At 69.2% G+C, this 20024-nt stretch carries 18 protein-coding genes; 5 read left to right on the top strand and 13 right to left on the bottom strand.

The genetic code is table 11. The features are described from left to right. Positions 1-4 precede the first annotated feature (4 nt). The 12 genes from nuoL to ACGF2V_RS18520 are packed head-to-tail and all read right to left on the bottom strand — an operon-like array spanning position 5 to position 12851. Complete coding sequence (gene nuoL / locus ACGF2V_RS18575) at positions 5-1900, bottom strand: NADH-quinone oxidoreductase subunit L (RefSeq protein ID WP_362619076.1); 1896 nt, start codon at positions 1898-1900, stop codon at positions 5-7. Between the two features lie 14 nt (positions 1901-1914). Then, complete coding sequence (nuoK, locus tag ACGF2V_RS18570) at positions 1915-2214, bottom strand: NADH-quinone oxidoreductase subunit NuoK (protein ID WP_362021207.1); 300 nt, start codon at positions 2212-2214, stop codon at positions 1915-1917. Continuing rightward, positions 2211-3104, bottom strand: a complete 894-nt coding sequence (locus tag ACGF2V_RS18565; RefSeq protein ID WP_362619073.1) for an NADH-quinone oxidoreductase subunit J — start codon at positions 3102-3104, stop codon at positions 2211-2213. The genes nuoK and ACGF2V_RS18565 overlap by 4 nt, the downstream gene beginning before the upstream one ends. Continuing rightward, positions 3101-3748, bottom strand: coding sequence for an NADH-quinone oxidoreductase subunit NuoI (gene nuoI, locus ACGF2V_RS18560; RefSeq protein ID WP_362619070.1), 648 nt, complete (start codon positions 3746-3748; stop codon positions 3101-3103). The genes ACGF2V_RS18565 and nuoI overlap by 4 nt, the downstream gene beginning before the upstream one ends. Beyond that, on the bottom strand, positions 3741-5147 hold the full coding sequence (gene nuoH, locus ACGF2V_RS18555; protein WP_362619067.1) for an NADH-quinone oxidoreductase subunit NuoH: 1407 nt from the start codon (positions 5145-5147) through the stop codon (positions 3741-3743). Before nuoH ends, nuoI begins: the two co-directional genes overlap by 8 nt. Then, positions 5144-7651 (bottom strand): NADH-quinone oxidoreductase subunit G, encoded by a 2508-nt coding sequence (locus ACGF2V_RS18550; RefSeq protein WP_362619065.1) that lies wholly within the window; start codon positions 7649-7651, stop codon positions 5144-5146. The genes nuoH and ACGF2V_RS18550 overlap by 4 nt, the downstream gene beginning before the upstream one ends. Beyond that, positions 7648-9024 carry an NADH-quinone oxidoreductase subunit NuoF gene (gene nuoF, locus ACGF2V_RS18545; RefSeq protein WP_362619063.1) on the bottom strand — a complete coding sequence of 459 codons (1377 nt, stop codon included), beginning with the start codon at positions 9022-9024 and terminating at the stop codon, positions 7648-7650. The genes ACGF2V_RS18550 and nuoF overlap by 4 nt, the downstream gene beginning before the upstream one ends. After that, on the bottom strand, positions 9024-9845 hold the full coding sequence (gene nuoE, locus ACGF2V_RS18540) for an NADH-quinone oxidoreductase subunit NuoE (protein WP_362619324.1): 822 nt from the start codon (positions 9843-9845) through the stop codon (positions 9024-9026). The genes nuoF and nuoE overlap by 1 nt, the downstream gene beginning before the upstream one ends. Before the next feature lie 29 nt (positions 9846-9874). Continuing rightward, complete coding sequence (locus tag ACGF2V_RS18535; RefSeq protein WP_362707192.1) at positions 9875-11197, bottom strand: NADH-quinone oxidoreductase subunit D; 1323 nt, start codon at positions 11195-11197, stop codon at positions 9875-9877. After that, positions 11197-11922, bottom strand: a complete 726-nt coding sequence (locus ACGF2V_RS18530; protein WP_362707195.1) for an NADH-quinone oxidoreductase subunit C — start codon at positions 11920-11922, stop codon at positions 11197-11199. The genes ACGF2V_RS18535 and ACGF2V_RS18530 overlap by 1 nt, the downstream gene beginning before the upstream one ends. Continuing rightward, on the bottom strand, positions 11919-12473 hold the full coding sequence (locus ACGF2V_RS18525) for an NADH-quinone oxidoreductase subunit B family protein (protein WP_362619056.1): 555 nt from the start codon (positions 12471-12473) through the stop codon (positions 11919-11921). Before ACGF2V_RS18525 ends, ACGF2V_RS18530 begins: the two co-directional genes overlap by 4 nt. Before the next feature lie 18 nt (positions 12474-12491). Further along, positions 12492-12851 (bottom strand): NADH-quinone oxidoreductase subunit A, encoded by a 360-nt coding sequence (locus ACGF2V_RS18520; RefSeq protein ID WP_031093067.1) that lies wholly within the window; start codon positions 12849-12851, stop codon positions 12492-12494. Between the two features lie 1092 nt (positions 12852-13943). Between ACGF2V_RS18520 and ACGF2V_RS18515 the strand changes: the two genes are divergently transcribed. Further along, positions 13944-14786 (top strand): C40 family peptidase, encoded by an 843-nt coding sequence (locus tag ACGF2V_RS18515; RefSeq protein ID WP_362707198.1) that lies wholly within the window; start codon positions 13944-13946, stop codon positions 14784-14786. Positions 14787-15082: 296 nt separating this feature from the next. Next, positions 15083-16459, top strand: a complete 1377-nt coding sequence (locus tag ACGF2V_RS18510; protein ID WP_362707201.1) for an acyltransferase — start codon at positions 15083-15085, stop codon at positions 16457-16459. 129 nt (positions 16460-16588) lie between these two features. Here the strand turns inward: ACGF2V_RS18510 and ACGF2V_RS18505 are convergent, their stop codons facing one another. Beyond that, positions 16589-16762 (bottom strand): hypothetical protein, encoded by a 174-nt coding sequence (locus ACGF2V_RS18505; RefSeq protein ID WP_362707204.1) that lies wholly within the window; start codon positions 16760-16762, stop codon positions 16589-16591. A 170-nt stretch (positions 16763-16932) separates the two neighbouring features. Here ACGF2V_RS18505 and ACGF2V_RS18500 point away from each other — a divergent pair, with 170 nt between their 5' ends. The 3 genes from ACGF2V_RS18500 (at position 16933) to ACGF2V_RS18490 (ending at position 19981) form a co-directional block, all read left to right on the top strand. Then, on the top strand, positions 16933-17787 hold the full coding sequence (locus ACGF2V_RS18500) for a helix-turn-helix transcriptional regulator (protein ID WP_362619046.1): 855 nt from the start codon (positions 16933-16935) through the stop codon (positions 17785-17787). A gap of 11 nt (positions 17788-17798) precedes the next feature. Further along, the gene (locus ACGF2V_RS18495) at positions 17799-17996 is read left to right on the top strand and encodes a DUF397 domain-containing protein (protein WP_362619043.1); all 198 of its coding nucleotides are present in this window, start codon (positions 17799-17801) and stop codon (positions 17994-17996) included. A 665-nt stretch (positions 17997-18661) separates the two neighbouring features. Continuing rightward, positions 18662-19981: an MraY family glycosyltransferase gene (locus ACGF2V_RS18490; protein WP_392912687.1), complete on the top strand. Its 1320-nt coding sequence runs from the start codon at positions 18662-18664 to the stop codon at positions 19979-19981. Positions 19982-20024 lie beyond the last annotated feature (43 nt).

The raw sequence follows: 20024 nt of genomic DNA, 5'->3' as shown, positions 1-20024 counted from the left end.
GTGATCAGACCGCCCTCATCAGCAGGGTCGCGGCGATGAGGATCGCCGTACCGCCGAACATCGAGACCGCGTAGGAGCGGGCGTAGCCGTTCTGCAGCTTGCGCAGCCGGCCGGAGAGCCCGCCCATGGCGGCGGCCGTGCCGTTGACGACGCCGTCGACCAGGGTGTGGTCGACGTACACCAGGGAGCGGGTGAGGTGCTCGCCGCCGCGGACCAGGACCACGTGGTTGAAGTCGTCCTGGAGGAGGTCGCGGCGGGCCGCCCGGGTGAGCAGCGAGCCGCGCGGGGCGGTGACCGGGACCGGCCCCCGTCCGTACATCGCCCAGGCGAGGGCGACGCCGACGACGAGCACCACCATGGTGGCCGCCGTGACGGTCGTGGCACTGATCGGGGCGTGTCCGTGGCTGTGTCCGGTGACCGGCTCCAGCCACTTCAGGAAGCGGTCGCCGACGGAGAACAGCCCCCCTGCGAAGACCGACCCGAAGGCCAGGACGATCATGGGGATGGTCATCGACTTCGGGGACTCGTGCGGGTGCGGCTCGTTGCCGTCCGCGTCCGGCTGCCAGCGCTTCTCGCCGAAGAAGGTCAGCAGCATCACGCGTGTCATGTAGAACGCGGTGATCGCGGCACCCAGCAGGGCGACCGCCCCGAGGATCCAGCCCTCGGCGCCGCCCTTCGCGAAGGCCGCCTCGATGATCTTGTCCTTGGAGAAGAAGCCGGACAGTCCGGGGAAGCCGATGATCGCCAGATAGCCGAGGCCGAAGGTGAGGAAGGTGACCGGCATGTGCTTGCGCAGCCCGCCGTACTTGCGCATGTCGACCTCGTCGTTCATCCCGTGCATGACGGAACCGGCGCCGAGGAAGAGTCCGGCCTTGAAGAAGCCGTGCGTCACCAGGTGCATGATCGCGAAGACGTATCCGATCGGGCCCAGACCCGCGGCGAGGACCATGTAGCCGATCTGCGACATGGTCGAACCGGCGAGGGCCTTCTTGATGTCGTCCTTCGCGCAACCGACGATCGCACCGAAGAGGAGCGTGACCGCGCCGACGATCACCACGACCAGTTGCGCGTCGGGCGCGGCGTCGAAGATCGCGCCGGAGCGGACGATGAGGTAGACGCCCGCGGTCACCATGGTCGCGGCGTGGATGAGGGCGGAGACCGGGGTCGGGCCCTCCATCGCGTCACCGAGCCAGGACTGGAGCGGCACCTGGGCCGACTTGCCGCAGGCGGCGAGCAGCAGCAACAGGCCGATCGCCGTCAGCTTGCCCTCACCGGTCTCCCCCGTCGCCGCCAGGACGGGGGCGAACGCGAACGTGCCGAAGGTCGTGAACATCACCATGATCGCGATCGACAGGCCCATGTCGCCGACCCGGTTGACCAGGAACGCCTTCTTGGCGGCGGTGGCCGCGCTGGGCTTGTGCTGCCAGAAGCCGATCAGCAGGTAGGACGCCAGGCCGACGCCTTCCCAGCCCGCGTACAGCAGCAGGTAGTTGTCGGCGAGGACCAGCAGCAGCATCGCCGCGAGGAACAGGTTCAGATAGGCGAAGAAGCGGCGCCGGCGCTCGTCGTGCGCCATGTAGCCGATCGAGTAGAGGTGGATCAGGCTGCCGACGCCGGTGATCAGCAGCACGAAGGTCATCGACAGCTGGTCGAGCTGGAAGGCCACGTCGGCCCGGAAGCCCTCCACCGGGATCCAGCTGAACAGCTTCTGGTGCAGGGCCCGTTCATCGGCGGCCCGCCCCAGCATGTCGGTGAAGAGCACCGCGCCGATGACGAAGGACACGGCGGCGAGCAGGGTGCCGATCCAGTGTCCGGAGCGGTCGAGCCGTCGGCCGCCGCAGAGCAGGACCGCCGCTCCGAGCAGAGGCGCCGCGATGAGCAGCGCAATCAGGTTCTCCACGATTCAACGTCCCCTTACAGCTTCATCAGGCCGGCGTCGTCGACCGAGGCCGAGTGGCGGGAACGGAACACCGACACGATGATCGCGAGCCCCACCACGACCTCCGCGGCGGCGACGACCATCGTGAAGAACGCGATGATCTGGCCGTCGAGGTTGCCGTGCATCCGGGAGAAGGTCACGAGCGCGAGGTTGCAGGCGTTGAGCATCAGCTCCACGCACATGAACAGGACGATCGCGTTCCGCCGGATCAGCACCCCGGACGCGCCGATGGTGAACAACAGGGCGGCGAGGTAGAGGTAGTTGACCGGATTCACTTGGCGACCCCCTCTGTTTCGTTGTCGCTGCCTTCGTTGTCATTGCCGTTGCCCCGGCCGCGCGCCCCGCCGGCGCGGCCCTCGCCCCCACGGCCGAGCCGCTCCTCGGAGCGCTGTTCAAGCGCCCTGAGCTGCTCCAGGGATTCGCCCGACACATCGCGGATCTGGCCGCGGTCGCGCAGGGTGCGCATGACGGTGAGCTCGGCCGGGGTGCCGTCCGGGAGCAGACCCGGGATGTCCACGGCGTTGTGCCGGGCGTAGACGCCGGGCGCCGGCAGCGGCGGCACCTGCGATCCGTCGCGCACCCGCGCCTCGGACAGCTCCCGCTGGGTGCGGGCCCGTTCGGCGCGTTCCCGGTGGGTGAGCACCATCGCGCCGACCGTCGCCGTGATCAGCAGGGCGCCGGTGATCTCGAAGGCGAACACGTACTTGGTGAAGATGAGGGCGGCCAGTCCCTCGACGTTCCCGCCGTGCGCGGAGTTGGCGGTGCCGAGCCCGTTGAAGCTGTTCATCGAGGCGTTGCCGATGCCCGCGATCAGCAGGACGCCGAAGCCGATCCCGCAGCCCGCGGCCAGCCAGCGCTGGCCCTTGATGGTCTCCTTCAGCGAGTCGGCGGCCGTGACGCCGACGAGCATGACGACGAAGAGGAACAGCATCATGATCGCGCCGGTGTAGACGACGATCTGGACGATGCCGAGGAAGTAGGCGCCGTTGGCGAGATAGAACACCGCCAGGACGATCATGGTCCCGGCGAGGCTCAGCGCGCTGTGCACGGCTTTTCTCATCAGTACGGTGGACAGCGCGCCGATCACGGCGACGATGCCCAGCAGCCAGAACTGGACGGCCTCGCCGGTCGAGGTCTGGGAGGCCGCCGCGGCCAGGAGCGTCATGCGTCCACCTCCTGCGCCGAGCCGTCGTTCTCACGGTCGCCGCTCGTCCCGGACGCATCGTCGACGGGCTTCTCGCCCTTGGAGACGGCGGTCTGACGCACCGTGCCGGGCGCGGCCTCGGTGACCAGGCCCCGGTAGTAGTCCTGTTCGTCCATCCCCGGGTAGATCGCGTGCGGAGTGTCGACCATGCCCTCCTCCAGGCCCGCGAGCAGCTCGTCCTTGGTGTAGATGAGGCTCGCGCGGGAGGTGTTGGCGAGCTCGAACTCGTTGGTCATCGTGAGCGCCCGGGTCGGGCACGCCTCGATGCACAGCCCGCACAGGATGCAGCGCGCGTAGTTGATCTGATAGACGCGGCCGTAGCGCTCGCCCGGGGAGTAGCGCTCCTCGTCGGTGTTGTCCGCGCCCTCCACGTAGATCGCGTCCGCCGGGCAGGCCCAGGCGCACAGCTCGCAGCCGATGCACTTCTCCAGGCCGTCCGGGTGACGGTTGAGCTGATGCCGGCCGTGGAAGCGCGGCGCTGTCACCTTCCGCGTTTCCGGATACTGCTCCGTCAGCCGCTTCTTGAACATGGCCTTGAAGGTCACGCCGAAGCCGGCGACGGGGTTCTGGAACTTCTCTCCCGAGGGCTCCTTCGACTCAGACACCGTCAGCCTCCTTTCCGTCACTCGAACCTTCGTCACTCTCAGTATCCGACCCGCCACTGACAACGAGCTGCCGTTCGCCCCGCGGCCTGCGGCGCGGCACCGGCGGGAGGGTCTGTCCGGGCAGCGGCGGCACCGGGAATCCGCCCGCCATCGGGTCGAACTCCGGCTCCGGCCCGGCCTTCGCCGCCTCCTGGGCCCGGCCCTTCCTGTCGCGGAACACGTCGGCGACGAACGAGAGCAGCAGGACCGCGATCACGGCCCCGGCCACGTACAGCACGATCCGCGTGAAGTCGTAGCCGTCGTTGCGCAGCGCCCGCACGGTGGCGACCAGCATCAGCCAGACCACGGACACCGGGATCAGGACCTTCCAGCCGAGCTTCATCAGCTGGTCGTAGCGGACCCGGGGCAGCGTGCCGCGCAGCCAGATGAAGAAGAACAGCAGCAGTTGGACCTTGAGGACGAACCAGAGCATCGGCCACCAGCCGTGGTTCGCGCCCTCCCAGAAGGTGCTGACGGGCCACGGGGCCCGCCAGCCGCCCAGGAACAGGGTCACGGAGACCGCGGAGACGGTCACCATGTTCACGTACTCGGCGAGCATGAACATCGCGAACTTGATCGACGAGTACTCGGTGTTGAACCCGCCGACCAGGTCGCCCTCGGACTCCGGCATGTCGAACGGGGCCCGGTTGGTCTCGCCGACCATCGTGACGATGTAGATGAGGAACGACACCGGCAGCAACAGGATGAACCAGCGTTCCTCCTGCGCCTCCACGATCTTCGAGGTCGACATCGACCCGGAGTAGAGGAAGACCGAGGCGAACGCGGCGCCCATCGCGATCTCGTAACTGATCATCTGGGCACAGGAGCGCAGCCCGCCGAGGAGCGGGTACGTCGACCCGGACGACCAGCCCGCCAGCACGATGCCGTAGATCCCGACCGAAGCGACCGCGAGGATGTAGAGCATCGCGATCGGCAGGTCGGTGAGCTGCATCGTCGTGCGCTGCCCGAAGATCGAGACCTCGTTGCCGGACGGGCCGAAGGGGATCACGGCGATCGCCATGAACGCCGGGATGGCGGCGACGATCGGCGCGAGCACGTACACGATCTTGTCGGCGCGCTTGACGACGACGTCTTCCTTCAGCATCAGCTTCACGCCGTCGGCGAGCGACTGGAGCATCCCCCAGGGCCCGTTCCGGTTGGGGCCGATGCGCAGCTGCATCCAGGCGACGACCTTGCGCTCCCACACGATGGAGAACAGCACGGTCACCATCAGGAACGCGAAGCAGAACACCGCCTTGACGACGACCAGCCACCACGGGTCGGTGCCGAACATCGACAGGTCCTCGGCGGCGAGCACGGATCCGTGCGGTGCCGCGGCCAGTTGAGCGAAGGCAGTCACGCCCCCACCTCCGGTGTCGTGTCGTCGGTGGCCGGTACGGCGGGGCCGATCCGGACCAGGCCGCCGGGCCGGGCGCCGGTGTCGGCCGGCACGCCCCGCCCGACGGAGTTCAGCGGCACCCAGACCACCCGGTCCGGCATGTCGGTGATCTTCAACGGGAGTTCGACGCGGCCCGCCGGGCCGCTGACGGCCAGCAGGTCGCCGTCCTCGACGCCGGTCTCGGCCGCGGTGGCGGCGGACAGCCGGGCGACCGAGGCGTGCCGGGTACCAGCCAGCGCGTCGTCGCCCTCCTGGAGCCTGCCCAGGTCGAGCAGCATCCGGTGGCCGGCCAGGACCGCTTCGCCGTCGCCCGGCCGTGGCAGCGGCCGGGCCGGCTCGTCCGGGTCGTCGGCGTGCGCGCCGGCCCAGCCGCCGAGCCGGTCCAGCTCGCGGCGCACGGACCTCAGGTCCGGCAGCGCGAGCGGGGCGTCCATCGCGTCGGCCAGCATGTGCAGCACCCGGGCGTCGGTCGGCGGGAGCGTCCGCGTCATCTGCTCGGGCTTCAGCGCCGCCTCGAACGGCCGGGCCCTGCCCTCCCAGTCGAGGAAGGTCCCGGCCTTCTCCGCGACCGCGGCGACCGGCAGGACCACGTCGGCCCGCTCGGTGACCTCGCTCGGCCGCAGCTCCAGCGAGACCAGGAAGCCGACCCGGTCCAGGGCCTCCAGGGCCCGCGCCGGGTCCGGCAGGTCGGCCGGCTCGACCCCGGCGACGAGCAGCGCGCCCAGTTCGCCGGTGGCCGCGGCCTGAAGGATCTGGCCGGTGTCTCGGCCGAAGCCGGACGGCAGCTCGGCGACGCCCCACACGGCCGCCACCTCGTCCCTGGCCCGTGGGTCGGTCGCCGGGCGCCCGCCGGGCAGCAGCGACGGCAGCAGGCCCGCTTCGATCGCGCCGCGTTCACCGGCCCGGCGCGGGATCCACACCAGCTTCGCCCCGGTCGCGGTCGCGGCCCGTACCGCGGCGGTCAGCCCGCCCGGCACGAGGGCCAGCCGCTCGCCGACCACGATCACGGCACCGTCGCCGCGCAGCGCCTCGGCCGCCGCGGCCCCGTCGCCGTCGAGTCCGCCGCCGCCCGCGAGGACGTCCAGCCACTCCGTCTCGGTACCGGGCGCGGCGGGCAGCAGCGTGCCGCCCGCCTTCGTCAGGCCGCGGGTGGCGTGCGAGGCGATGGCCCAGGTGCGCTGTCCGTGCTTGCGCATCGCCTTGCGCAGCCGCAGGAAGACGCCGGGAGACTCCTCCTCCGACTCGAAGCCGACGAGCAGCACCGCCGGGGCCTTCTCCAGCGAGGCGTACGTGACCCCCGTCCGGTCCAGGTCCCGGCCGTGTCCGGCGACCCGGGCGGCCAGGAAGTCGGTCTCCTCGCCGCTGTGCGCGCGGGCCCGGAAGTCGATGTCGTTGGTGTCGAGGACGACCCGGGCGAACTTGCCGTACGCGTACGCGTCCTCGACGGTCAGCCGGCCGCCGGTCAGGACGCCCGCCCGGCCGCGCGCGGCGGCGAGCCCGGTGGCCGCGGCGGCCAGGGCCTCGGGCCAGCTCGCCGGTTCCAGGACCCCGTCGGCGCTGCGGACCAGCGGAGTGGTGAGCCGGTCCCTCTGCTGCGCGTAGCGGAAGGCGAAGCGGCCCTTGTCGCAGATCCACTCCTCGTTGACCTCGGGGTCGTCGGCGGCGAGTCGCCGCATGACCTTGCCGCGCCGGTGGTCGGTGCGGGTGGCGCAGCCGCCCGCGCAGTGCTCGCACACCGACGGCGACGACACCAGGTCGAAGGGGCGGGAGCGGAACCGGTACGCGGCCGAGGTCAGCGCCCCGACCGGGCAGATCTGGATGGTGTTGCCGGAGAAGTACGACTCGAACGGGTCGCCCTCCCCCGTACCGACCTGCTGGAGCGCGCCGCGTTCGATCAGCTCGATCATGGGGTCGCCCGCCACCTGGTTGGAGAACCGGGTGCAGCGCGCGCACAGCACGCACCGTTCGCGATCCAGCAGCACCTGGGTGGAGATCGCAACCGGCTTCTCGTACGTCCGCTTCATGCCGTCGAAACGGGACTCGGCGCCGCCGTGCGACATCGCCTGGTTCTGCAGCGGGCACTCGCCGCCCTTGTCGCAGACCGGGCAGTCCAGCGGGTGGTTGATGAGCAGCAGCTCCATCACACCCTTCTGCGCCTTCTCCGCGACGGGCGAGGTGAGCTGGGTCCGCACCACCATGCCGTCGGTGCAGGTGATGGTGCAGGACGCCATCGGCTTGCGCTGGCCCTCGACCTCGACGATGCACTGCCGGCAGGCACCGGCCGGGTCGAGGAGCGGGTGGTCGCAGAAGCGCGGGATCTCGATGCCGAGGAGTTCGGCGGCGCGGATGACCAGGGTGCCCTTGGGCACGCTGATCTCGATGCCGTCGATCGTCAGCGTGACGAGGTCCTCGGGCGGGACGGCCGCCTCGCCGCCCCCGGTGGGCGCGCTCGTGGTGACGGTCATGCGTTCACCCCCTGGTGAGCGGTCTTGTCGTCGGCCCAGGCGGTCGACCTGGCGGGATCGAAGGGGCAGCCCTTGCCCGTGATGTGCTGCTCGTACTCCTCGCGGAAGTACTTCAGCGAGGAGAAGATCGGCGAGGCGGCGCCGTCGCCGAGGGCGCAGAAGGACTTGCCGTTGATGTTGTCGGCGATGTCGTTCAGCTTGTCGAGATCGTCCATCCGGCCCTTGCCGGCCTCGATGTCGCGGAGCAACTGGACGAGCCAGTACGTCCCTTCGCGGCACGGCGTGCACTTGCCGCAGGACTCGTGGGCGTAGAACTCGGTCCAGCGGGTGACGGCCCGCACGACGCAGGTCGTCTCGTCGAAGCACTGGAGCGCCTTGGTGCCGAGCATGGACCCGGCGGCGCCGACGCCCTCGTAGTCGAGCGGCACGTCGAGGTGTTCGTCGGTGAACATCGGGGTGGAGGAGCCGCCGGGGGTCCAGAACTTCAGCCGGTGCCCGGGGCGCATGCCTCCGCTCATGTCGAGCAGCTGGCGCAGCGTGATGCCCAGCGGCGCCTCGTACTGGCCGGGGCTCGCGACGTGTCCGCTGAGCGAGTACAGCGTGAAGCCCGGGGACTTCTCGGTCCCCATGGACGTGAACCAGTCCTTGCCGTTGTTCAGGATCGCGGGAACCGAGGCGATGGACTCGACGTTGTTCACCACGGTGGGGCAGGCGTAGAGACCGGCGACGGCGGGGAAGGGGGGTCGCAGTCGGGGCTGGCCGCGCCGTCCTTCGAGCGAGTCGAGCAGGGCGGTCTCCTCGCCGCAGATGTAGGCGCCCGCGCCCGCGTGGACGGTGAGTTCGAGGTCGAGCCCGGAGCCGAGGACGTCCTTGCCGAGGTAGCCCGCCGCGTACGCCTCGCGCACGGCCTCGTGCAACCGCCGCAGTACGGGGACGACTTCACCGCGCAGGTAGATGAAGGCGTGCGCGGAGCGGATCGCGTAGCAGGCGATCACGATGCCCTCGATGAGGGCGTGCGGGTTGGCGAAGAGGAGCGGGATGTCCTTGCAGGTGCCGGGCTCCGACTCGTCCGCGTTGACGACGAGGTAGTGCGGTTTGCCGTCGCCCTGCGGGATGAACTGCCACTTCATCCCGGTGGGGAAGCCGGCGCCGCCGCGTCCGCGCAGACCGGAGTCCTTCACGTACGCGATGAGGTCGTCCGGGGACATGTCGAGGGCCGTGCGCAGTCCCTCGTAGCCGCCGTGGCGCCGGTAGGTCTCCAGGGTCCAGGAGCGCGGTTCGTCCCAGAAGGCGGAGAGGACGGGGGCGAGCAGCTTCTCGGGGTCTCCCCCGCCGCCACTGCCGTTGTCGCTGAGCTGGGTGGCCAACGTCATCACGCTCCCTCCTCGGCTGTGGGGCCTGCCGGGTGGTCCGGGTCGGAGGCGGAGGTGGGCTGCGGAGCGTCGTGGGAGCTGAGGTGCTCGGACGGTGACGGGTCGTGCGGCTGCTCGCCGCGCGGGCTCTCGCCCCGGGGGGAGACGACGCGCGGGTGCGGTTCCTCACCCCGGGCGAGGCGGAGTCCGGCCAGCGAGGCGGGGCCGGCGCCGCCGGACGCCTCGACGGCGCCGGGGCGCTCGTCGGGGAACCCGGCCAGGATGCGGGCGGTCTCCTTGTACGTGCACAGGGGCGCGCCCCGGGTGGGTTCGGCGCCGCGCCCGGCGATGAGGTCGTCGACCAGGCGGGTCGCGCTCTCGGGCGTCTGGTTGTCGAAGAACTCCCAGTTGACCATCACCACGGGTGCGAAGTCGCAGGCGGCGTTGCACTCGATGTGTTCGAGGGTGACCTTGCCGTCCTCGGTCGTCTCGCCGTTGCCGACGCCGAGGTGTTCCTTGAGACGGTCGAAGATCGCGTCGCCGCCCATCACCGCGCACAGGGTGTTGGTGCAGACCCCGACCTGGTAGTCGCCGCCCGGCCTGCGCCGGTACATGGTGTAGAAGGTGGCGACGGCGGTGACCTCGGCGGTGGTGAGGCCGAGCATCTCGGCGCAGAACGCCATGCCGGTACGGGAGACGTAGCCCTCCTCCGACTGCACCAGGTGCAGCAGCGGCAGCAGTGCGGACCGGCTGCCGGGGTAGCGGGCGATCACCTCCTTCGCATCCGCTTCGAGCCTGGCGCGCACCTCGTCCGGGTAGGCGGGGGCGGGGAGCTGCGGCATCCCCAGACTGACTTCCTGGCGTGCTTCGGTCACCGGTCGACGCCTCCCATCACGGGGTCGATGGACGCGACGGCGACGATGACGTCGGCGACCTGGCCGCCCTCGCACATCGCCGCCATGGCCTGGAGGTTGGTGAAGGACGGGTCCCGGAAGTGGACCCGGTAGGGGCGGGTGCCGCCGTCGGAGACGATGTGCACGCCGAGTTCGCCCTTGGGCGATTCGACGGCGGTGTACGCCTGCCCGGCGGGGACGCGGAAGCCCTCGGTCACCAGCTTGAAGTGGTGGATCAGGGCTTCCATGGAGGTGCCCATGATCTTCTTGATGTGGTCGAGCGAGTTGCCGAGCCCGTCCGGGCCGAGCGCGAGCTGTGCGGGCCAGGCGATCTTCTTGTCGGCGACCATGACCGGCCCGGGTTCGAGCCGGTCGATGCACTGCTCGACGATCCGCAGCGACTGGCGCATCTCCTCCAGGCGGATGAGGAAGCGGCCGTAGGCGTCACAGCTGTCGGCGGTGGGGACGTCGAACTCGTACGTCTCGTATCCGCAGTACGGGTCCGTCTTGCGCAGGTCGTGCGGGAGTCCGGCGGAGCGCAGGATCGGGCCGGTGGCGCCGAGTGCCATGCAGCCGGTCAGGTCGAGGTAGCCGACGTCCTGCATGCGGGCCTTGAAGATGGGGTTGCCGGTGGCGAGCTTGTCGTACTCCGGCAGGTTCCTCTTCATGGTCTTCACGAACGCGCGGAGCTGGTCGATCGCGCCGGGCGGCAGGTCCTGGGCGAGTCCGCCGGGCCGGATGAACGCGTGGTTCATGCGCAGGCCGGTGATCAGCTCGAAGAGGTCGAGGACGAGTTCGCGGTCGCGGAACCCGTAGATCATGATCGTGGTGGCGCCGAGCTCCATGCCGCCGGTGGCGATGCACACCAGGTGCGAGGAGATCCGGTTGAGCTCCATCAGGAGCACGCGCAGGACGGTGGCCCGGTCGGGGACCTGGTCCTCGATGCCGAGGAGTTTCTCGACGCCGAGGCAGTACGCCGCCTCGTTGAAGAACGGCGTCAGGTAGTCCATGCGCGTCACGAACGTGGTGCCCTGGGTCCAGCTCCGGAATTCGAGGTTCTTCTCGATGCCGGTGTGGAGGTAGCCGATGCCGCAGCGGGCCTCGGTGACGGTCTCGCCGTCGATCTCCAGGATCAGCCGCAGCACCCCGTGCGTGGACGGGTGCTGGGGGCCCATGTTGACGATGATGCGTTCGTCGTCGGACCTGACCGCGGATTCGGCGATCTCGTCCCAGTCGCCGCCGGTGACCGTGTACACGGTCCCTTCGGTCGTGGCGCGGGGCGTTGCACGGGGAGTAGACATCAGGAGTACGACCTCCGCTGGTCCGGAGCCGGGATCTGGGCGCCCTTGTACTCGACGGCGATGCCGCCGAGGGAAACGTCCTTGCGCTGCGGGAAGCCCTGCCAGTCGTCCGGCATCATGATCCGGGTGAGAGCGGGGTGCCCGTCGAAGACGAGCCCGAAGAAGTCGTACGCCTCGCGCTCGTGCCAGTCGTTGGTCGGGTAGACCTCGACGAGCGACGGGACGTGCGGGTCGCCGTCCGGGGCCGACACCTCCAGGCGGATCAGCCGGCCGTGGGTGATCGAGCGCAGGTGGTAGACGGCGTGCAGCTCGCGGCCCTTGTCGCCGGGGAAGTGGACGCCGCTCACGCCGGTGCACAGCTCGAAGCGGAGCGCCGGGTCGTCGCGCAGGGTGCGGGCCACCCGTACGAGGTGTTCGCGGGCGATATGGAAGGTGAGTTCGCCGCGGTCGACGACGGTCTTCTCGATGGCGTTGGCGGGCAGCAGGTCCTGTTCCTCCAGGGCCCCTTCGAGTTCGTCGGCGACCTCGTCGAACCAGCCGCCGTAGGGGCGGGACGAGGCACCTGGCAGGGCCACGGTCCGCACGAGGCCGCCGTAACCGGAGGTGTCGCCGCCGTTGTCGGCGCCGAACATGCCCCTGCGTACGCCGATGACTTCGCCGCTCTCGTCGCGCGGAGCGGGCAGGCCGTCGGCGCCGCCCCGCTCGCGACCGTGGTTGTCGCTCATCGCAGCAGCCCCTTCATCTCGATCAGGGGCAGGGCCTTGAGCGCCGCGTCCTCCGCCTCGCGGGCGGCCTCCTCCGCGTTGATCCCGAGCTTGGTGTTCTGGATCTTCTGGTGGAGCTTGAGGATCGCGTCCATCAGCATCTCGGGCCGCGGCGGGCAGCCAGGCAAATAGATGTCAACCGGCACAATATGATCAACACCCTGGACAATGGCGTAGTTATTGAACATTCCGCCCGACGAGGCACAAACCCCCATGGAGATCACCCACTTGGGGTTGGGCATCTGGTCGTAGACCTGCCGCAGGACGGGCGCCATCTTCTGGCTGACCCGTCCCGCCACGATCATCAGATCCGCCTGGCGCGGTGATCCGCGGAAGACCTCCATCCCGAAACGGGCCAGGTCGTAGCGCCCCGCGCCGGTCGTCATCATCTCGATGGCGCAGCAGGCGAGACCGAACGTGGCGGGGAAGACGGAGGACTTCCGCACCCAGCCCGCGGCCTGTTCGACGGTGGTCAGCATGAAGCCGCTGGGCAGCTTCTCTTCGAGTCCCATGGTGTGCCCCTCAGCCCCTCAGTCCCATTCCAGGCCGCCGCGACGCCATACGTACGCGTAGGCGACGAAGACGGTGAGCACGAAGAGCAGCATCTCCACGAGCCCGAAGATCCCCAGCGCGTCGAAGGTGACCGCCCAGGGATAGAGGAAGACGATCTCGATGTCGAAGACGATGAAGAGCATCGCCGTCAGGTAGTACTTGATGGGGAAGCGGCCACCTCCGGCCGGAGTGGGGGTTGGTTCGATCCCGCACTCGTACGCTTCGAGCTTCGCCCGGTTGTATCGCCTGGGGCCGATAAGCGTGGCCATGACCACGGAGAAGATCGCAAACCCTGCCCCGAGGGCGCCGAGCACGAGGATGGGCGCGTAGGCATTCACGCTCCTCGCTCCTTCCAGTCGTCCTTGACCGTTGGACCGCATCGGGCGCTTCCGGTTCGCCACCCCATCAAGATCGTGCACATGTGAGGCAGTTCACAAGCCCGACTGCCCCGCATCCTATGCCCGCCGTCCTGTGATCTGCGACACGGGGTAGGAGACGGAGTTTGTGATCTCCACCACCAAGCGAACGATCATGAAGCCGGATGGGGTCGATCTTTTTACTCAAAGCGGCAGCGCCGTCACGAGATGTGACATTTGATGCTGTCATCGCTGGTCAAAGCGTTTTTCCATTAACAATGGAACGCCTCTACATGCAAATTGGCAATGGACAGCACTGCATGATATGGGCATCTACCCCACTCCGGACTCACCCGCGCGAGGGGGTCCGCGCCAAGCGAAGTGGACGCGTGCACGCATTCACGATCTTCCGGGCGTCGGGGCGATGGCTTCCTGGCGCGAGGGGCGATCTTCCGCACGCGGAACGCGGACCTGCGGCGCGAGGCGGCGGGCTCGGGGCGCGGGGCGCGGGGCGCGGGGCGCCAGAGCGGTGGGCTTCCGGACGTCGGACCGGTGGGTGGCGGCACCCGGATCCGGCCCGACGTTCACGCGGCACCCCGCTGACGCGCACCCCGCGGCCACCTGACACGCACCCGGCACCCATCCGGCACCCAACGCCGTCCGGCCGGCCGGCGTCCGACCGGCATTCGGTCGACGCTCGGTCGGCATTCACCTGACGCCCACTCAACCGACTTTCGGACCGTTCGCACGCATCGACCCGCACCCCGCCGCGCACTCCACGCGTGCGAACGTCCACGCATCCCGCGACGCGACGGACAGAATGTGACCTGCACCACTCGATCGCTCCCCGGAGGAAAGCGGGCTTGGCCATCTGTGTGCACGGATGGTAAGTGGCGGGCAATTCGGACGTATTGACGAAAGCCCGTGATCACAGCGGTGATCGAGCGCGTCCGATTTGCCCGTTACGGCGTCAATAAGGGCCACCCGGAAGCGGATTCAGAGATTCCGGACGTAACTGTGTCGCAACACACGTTTCTTGATGGGAGACCCGGGGCCCTGATAGCGCTAGTACTCATGTCCCACACCGCTCACATACCCAGCCACCGGAAGCCCCGTCGAAGCGCACCGAAGACGGCACTGCGCGCCGGAGTTGCCGGTGGCGTCCTCAGCACCATCGCGGTCGCTGGCACTGCCGGGCCGGCCCAGGCCGAGCCGGTGACCCGGACGATCGAGATGCCCACCCTCACCGACGGTCTCTCCACCGCCGTCGCCGCGTCCGCCCAGGCGACCGAGCAGGTCGCCCAGGACCTGCGGACGCAGGCCCAGCAGGACCAGGCCGCCGCCTCCGCCGCCAAGGTCGCAAAGAAGGCCAAGGCCGAGGCGGTCCGCAAGGCCGAGGCCAAGAAGAAGGCGGAGGCCGCCGCCAAGGCGAAGGCCGAGGCAGCGCTGCGTGCCTCGCGCACCGAGGCCCGTACGACGCTCAGCGCACCGGCCTCCGGTTCCCCCGCGAGCACGGCCGTCGCCTCGTCGTCCTCGTCCTCTTCCTCCTCGTCGAGCGCGACCGGCTCCGCCGCGTCCGTCGTCTCGTTCGTGAAGGCCCAGGTCGGCGACGCGTACGTGTCCGGCGGCACCGGCCCCAACTCGTGGGACTGCTCCGGTCTGGTCCAGGCCGCGTTCCGTACGGTCGGCGTCGACCTGCCGCGCGTCTCGCAGGCCCAGTCCACCGCCGGCACCCAGGTCTCCCTGAACAACCTTCAGCCCGGCGACATCCTGTACTGGGGCGGCGCGGGCAGCGCGTACCACGTCGCGGTGTACGTGGGCGGCGGCGAGTTCGTCGGCGCGCAGAACTCCGGCACCGGTGTGGTGCAGCGTCCCCTCTCGTACGATCCGCCGTCGGGCGCGGTCCGCGTTCTCTGATTCACAAGCGCGCGAAGCACGTGAGGCGTGCGACGCACGTTCGAAGACGGCGAAGGGCCGTCGCTCCCCCGCTCGGGAGCGACGGCCCTTCGCCGTGAACCGGTCGGCTGCTCCTTCTCTGCGGCCTGGTTGGTACGACGACCCGCTGCCGCAAGGGCGGGTCCACGCCCCTTTTGCCCACAGGCGGGCAGGCGCCTGGTAGGGGAGACCCCACCCCCACGCCCGGTGCTGGCCCCCCTGAGGATTCGGGGGGCCTCTTTACTGTGCGTATCGGCCGCTGACCGCACAATAATTCAATGCAGCCGACGCAAGCTCATTCATCACGTCGTGATCGCGACTCTTTCATAGACATCATCCGAGCGCTATGCGTGCTGGCTGTTATTTCTCAGCACTGGCTCATGCCGGTCCTTTCCTATGAGAATGGCCATTTGAGCACCGGAAATGCCCTTGCCAGTCCTGGTTGGTGGGTTCTCACATGGCTGACGCAGGTCATGCCCATGGTTTTCTTCGCCGGCGGAGCTGCCAATTTCTTCTCGTTCCGAGCGGTGGACTCCGTGCGCGACTGGCTCCGGAGCAGGATCGCGCGCCTCCTGGCGCCGGTCATCCCGTTGGCCGCCGTATGGCTGCTGTTGCCACATGTGCTGGTGAGTGAAGGCGTGCCTCATCAACCGGTGTTGATAGCCAGCAAGATCGCCGGGCAGCTGCTGTGGTTCCTCGCCGTCTACCTGCTGGTCATTACAGCCACGCCGGTCATGTTCAAGCTCTACCGCCGGCACGGATGGCGCGTGATCGGATTCCTCGCCGCCTGTTCCCTGACCGTCGACGTTTTGCGCTTCGAGGTCAGCCCCGCGATAGGTTATCTGAACGCCTTGTTCGTTTGGCTGGCAGCCCATCAGTTCGGCTTCCACTATGCCGACGGCGGCCTATGCACGCAGACCAAGTGGAAATCGTCGGCCCTGGCCGCCATCGGCTTCGGAATCACTGCGACCGCTGTTTTCTTCGGGCCGTACCCGGCGTCCATGATTGGGATGCCCGGCGCCCCCGTCTCCAACATGAGCCCTCCGACCGCGGTGATGCTGTCGCTGACTCTCGGCCAACTCGGACTGTGGCTGACGCTCAAGCCCGCGATAACGCGACTCGCTGAACAGCCATTCGCCATCACCGTCCTGCGGTGGTGCGGGACCCGCTTCATGACGCTGTACCTCTGGCACATGCCGGCGCTCGTGGTGACCGCAGGAATCTCGGTCGTCGGGCTCGGCTTCGCATCACCGACGCCCGGTAGCCCGATGTGGTTCGCCGCGGCTCCGGTATGGGTCGGCGTCGCGGGATTCTTCCTGGGATGCTTCACGAAACTCTTCGGCCGGTTCGAGATCCGCCGCAGTTCCGGTGAGGTGCCGCACACGAGTCTCAACAAGATCGTCCTCGCGGCCGTGCTTTCCTCGTGCGGACTCCTCGGGCTTGCGGCACAAGGGTTCATGTCCCCCGGAAACCCGCTCGGTCCGGTGCTCTGCGTGCTGCTGGTGCTGTCAGGGCTGCTCCTCGTACGGGAGAAGAGCATCCCGAAAGCCCTTGGCGTACGAGCGTCCCGCACGGAGCGCGCCCATGCGGGTGTTCGCCGTGATGGTGCTCGGGCCCTCGTGGCAAAGGCCGGGGGCGAGGGCCTTGCGCCCTGAGCGCGACCGCGACCTCCCTGCTTCTCACGCCGCCCTCGAAGCGGCCGACCGCCGCCTTCGACCGTCCCTGAGATCGGACGGACACATCTGCCTACGAGCCGGAGTGTCAGGGAGTCGCACCGCCGCGCCTCACGTTCCGCGGGGCGGGTCTCCCCCGGCATCGCCGGACACGAGGTGATGCCGGACCAGGCCGACCGGACCGTCGACGAGGGGGCCCGGCTCGACGGAGGGGCCGAGCGAACGCTGAAGCAGGTAGCCGTCGATCGCCGCCGTGGCACCGGCCGCGTGACGGGGGCTTCCCACTCGCCCGCGCAGGGTCGAACTTCGCACCACGACGACCGCTGGGCATCGCGAGACAGAAACCATGAGGCGCATGAATGCCCCGGAGCAAGATTGCCATCGATACTTCCTGCGACAGGGTGGACCGGACCGTCCGCACCGCGCAAGACTGTGCGCGATCAGAGGAAGGTGACATGCCACCGAGGGACAACCCCACCGCACGACAGGTGCGCCTGGGCTGCGAGTTGAGAAAGCTGCGCGAGCAGGCCGGCATGACCGCACGCGAGGCCGCCGGGCTGATCTCCACCGATCAGGCGAAGATCAGCCATATAGAGGCGGGCCGCATCGGCGTCAGCGAGGAGCGGATCCGCCGCCTGGCGAGCTTCTACTCATGCGACGACACCGCGTTGATCGACGCGTTGTGCGCCATATCGCGGGAGCACCGGGGCCAGTTCTGGTGGGACGAGTACCGCGGCGTACTGGCGCCCGGTTTCCTGAACATCGCGGAGCTGGAACACCACGCCCGATACCTGCGCTGCCTCCAGTCCGTGACCATGCCCGGTCTGCTCCAGACCCCGGAGTACGCGCGTGCGCTCTTCGAAGGCGCCCTGCCCAGGCTGCCCGACGACGAGGTCGAGGCGCGGGTCGAGCACCGGATGCGCAGGCAGGCGGTGCTCGACCGCGAGGACCCGCCGAAGTTCGACCTCGTCATCCATGAGGCCGGTCTGCGCATGAGACCCGGCGGACGCAAGGTCGCGCGTGCCCAGATGGAACGCCTCCTGGAGGAGACACGACGGCCCGCGGTGACCGTGCGCGTGATCCCGTTCGCCGCCGAACAGTTCGTCGAGGTGACACAGACCGTGCTGTACGCGGGCGGGGTGACACCGCAGTTGGACACCGTCCATATCGATGCCCCGTTCAGAGGCGTCTACCTGGACGCGGTGGCCGACCTGAACCGCTATCGCATGCAGCTCGACTTCGCCGGACGGGTCAGTCTCGATCCCGACGAGTCGCGGAGCTTCATTCACCACCTCGCTCGCGACCTGTGATAATCCGCGCCATGGACACTGACATCAGGTGGCAGAAGTCGTCGTTCTCCGGCGGCGGAGAGCAGTGCGTCGAGGTCGCACGGCACACCGAGGCGATCCTGTTGCGCGAGAGCGACGACCCGCGCGTGGTCACCCGGACGAGCCGTGACAAGTTCGCCGCGTTCATCCAGGGCGTCAAGACCGGCGAGTTCGACCGCTTCGTTCGGTAGTACGCACCGCCGTCACGTGTAAGAGCCCCTGCCCCGGTTCTCCTTCCGGACAGGGGCTCTTACGCGTCCAGTGCCATGACCGGCACCAGGACAAGTGTGCTCCGGAGTAGGGTGCACCAGGCACACGCGTGACGCTACGGTCACCGCATGTCGCCGCTCTCGTCGGAGCGTACGCCCGACCTTGCCGCGCGGCTCCCGCAACCCGCCCTGGTGCCCGGTCACTTGGTACAAGCCATCGGCACACCACCATCGGGCGGTCGACCGTGCGCGCAACTCCCACTGCCCGGCCCGTTGCAACCGGCCGCACGGCTTTGCTTCGAGGCACTGCGGTTCGAGCCCGCTACCGGTTTCGTTCCCGAACCGGTCGGCTCCCCCGCCCCGCTCGGCCGGACCACCGTGCCGCCGGCCCGGCAGCCACCCGCAGCGGCTCGGCATCCGGCCATCCCCACCCGGCACCCCGCGATTGCGCAACACGCATGGGTTAGGCTCGGCGGGGCGCAGCGAGGGGCCTCGACCGGGATCCGGAGCCAGGAGCCAGGATCCAATGCCGCCGCGCATCGGACTCGCCGATCGGCCCGTCCCACCCTGAGCAGCAGCCCCGGAGAAGCAGAACCGGAAGAAGCTGTTCAGGAATCGGCCCGACGGGCCGGGATGTGAGGCCGCCCGTGCGGGACTACTTGCTCATGCTGTTCATCACGGCGGCGGTGACCCATCTTCTGACCGGTCCGGTCCGGAAGTTCGCCATCACGATCGGCGCGATGCCGGAGATCCGGGCGCGCGACGTCCACCGCGAACCCACTCCGCGCCTCGGCGGGATCGCCATGTTCGGCGGGCTGCTGACCGGCTACCTGGTGGCCTCCCACCTGCCGCATCTCGAAGAGATCTTCACCCAGAGCTCGACGCCCCGGGCGCTGCTGTCCGGTGCCACGATCATCTGGCTGCTGGGCGTCCTGGACGACAAGTGGGAGCTGGACTCGCTGGTCAAGCTCGGCGGGCAGGTGCTCGCCGCCGGGGTGATGGTGTTCCAGGGGCTGACGATCCTCTGGCTTCCGGTGCCGGGCACCGACGGGTTCTACCTCGCCGACTGGCAGGGCACGCTGCTGACCGTGGGTCTGATCCTGGTCACCATCAACGCGGTCAACTTCGTCGACGGACTCGACGGGCTGTCCGCCGGGACGGTCGGCATCGCGGCGACGGCGTTCTTCCTGTACGCGTACCGGCTCTGGTACGGCTACGGCATCGAGGCGGCGGCCTCCACCACCCTGATCTCCGCGATCCTCGCGGGCATGTGCCTCGGGTTCCTGGTCCACAACTCGCACCCGGCGCGCATCTTCATGGGCGACTCGGGCTCCATGCTGCTCGGGCTGCTGATCGCGGGGTGCGCGGTCTCGGTCACGGGCGAGGTCGACCCGAGCCTCTTCAGTCAGACGGTCGACGGCACGGCGGGGTCGGCCGCGATGGTGCCGGTCTACATTCCGCTACTGCTGCCGCTGTCCGTGATCGCGCTGCCCATCGCCGACCTCGTGCTCGCGGTCGTCCGGCGCACGTGGAACGGGAAGTCGCCGTTCGCCGCCGACAAGGGTCACCTCCACCACCGGCTGCTCCAGCTCGGCCACTCGCACCGGCGGGCCGTGCTGCTCATGTACTTCTGGTCGGCGCTGTTCTCGTTCGGGATCGTGGCGTTCTCCGCCCGCGGCGCCAAGTCGTGGATCCTGTACGGCGTCACGGGCGTCTGCGCGCTGGGGCTCGTCCTGCTGCTCCAGCCCCGTTACGAGACCGCCCTCGCCGCCCGGCTCGGCTCGCTCACGCCACGCTGGTACCGGAAGGGCCGGGCGCACCTGACCCCCAAGGACTCCGACGCCGAACGGTGCGCGGAGGCCGGCGCCGAACGGCCCGTACCGCGGCCGGAGGACGACGGTGCGGTGACGGAGGCAGGGGTGACGTACGCGGGGGCCGGCGCCTCTCCCGGCACCGGGGCGCGATGAGAAGAGCGAGCAGGAGGGCGGGAACCGCGCCCCGGGCGCCGTG

The organism is Streptomyces sp. NPDC047982 (assembly GCF_043204165.1).
Lineage (GTDB): Bacteria > Actinomycetota > Actinomycetes > Streptomycetales > Streptomycetaceae > Streptomyces.
The sequence above is the reverse complement of the archived record's forward strand: the minus strand, read 5'-3'. Positions and strand labels throughout refer to the sequence as shown.

What these genes read in the sequence shown, in the direction of transcription:
- ACGF2V_RS18515 (WP_362707198.1), top strand. Translation starts at nt 13,944, where the DNA reads ATGTCCCACACCGCTCACATACCCAGCCACCGGAAGCCCCGTCGAAGC.
- nuoF (WP_362619063.1), bottom strand. Translation starts at nt 9,024, where the DNA reads ATGACGTTGGCCACCCAGCTCAGCGACAACGGCAGTGGCGGCGGGGGA.
- ACGF2V_RS18525 (WP_362619056.1), bottom strand. Translation starts at nt 12,473, where the DNA reads ATGGGACTCGAAGAGAAGCTGCCCAGCGGCTTCATGCTGACCACCGTC.
- ACGF2V_RS18565 (WP_362619073.1), bottom strand. Translation starts at nt 3,104, where the DNA reads ATGACGCTCCTGGCCGCGGCGGCCTCCCAGACCTCGACCGGCGAGGCC.
- ACGF2V_RS18500 (WP_362619046.1), top strand. Translation starts at nt 16,933, where the DNA reads ATGCCACCGAGGGACAACCCCACCGCACGACAGGTGCGCCTGGGCTGC.
- ACGF2V_RS18550 (WP_362619065.1), bottom strand. Translation starts at nt 7,651, where the DNA reads ATGACCGTCACCACGAGCGCGCCCACCGGGGGCGGCGAGGCGGCCGTC.
- ACGF2V_RS18510 (WP_362707201.1), top strand. Translation starts at nt 15,083, where the DNA reads ATGCAGCCGACGCAAGCTCATTCATCACGTCGTGATCGCGACTCTTTC.
- ACGF2V_RS18535 (WP_362707192.1), bottom strand. Translation starts at nt 11,197, where the DNA reads ATGTCTACTCCCCGTGCAACGCCCCGCGCCACGACCGAAGGGACCGTG.
- nuoE (WP_362619324.1), bottom strand. Translation starts at nt 9,845, where the DNA reads ATGCCGCAGCTCCCCGCCCCCGCCTACCCGGACGAGGTGCGCGCCAGG.
- ACGF2V_RS18530 (WP_362707195.1), bottom strand. Translation starts at nt 11,922, where the DNA reads ATGAGCGACAACCACGGTCGCGAGCGGGGCGGCGCCGACGGCCTGCCC.
- ACGF2V_RS18495 (WP_362619043.1), top strand. Translation starts at nt 17,799, where the DNA reads ATGGACACTGACATCAGGTGGCAGAAGTCGTCGTTCTCCGGCGGCGGA.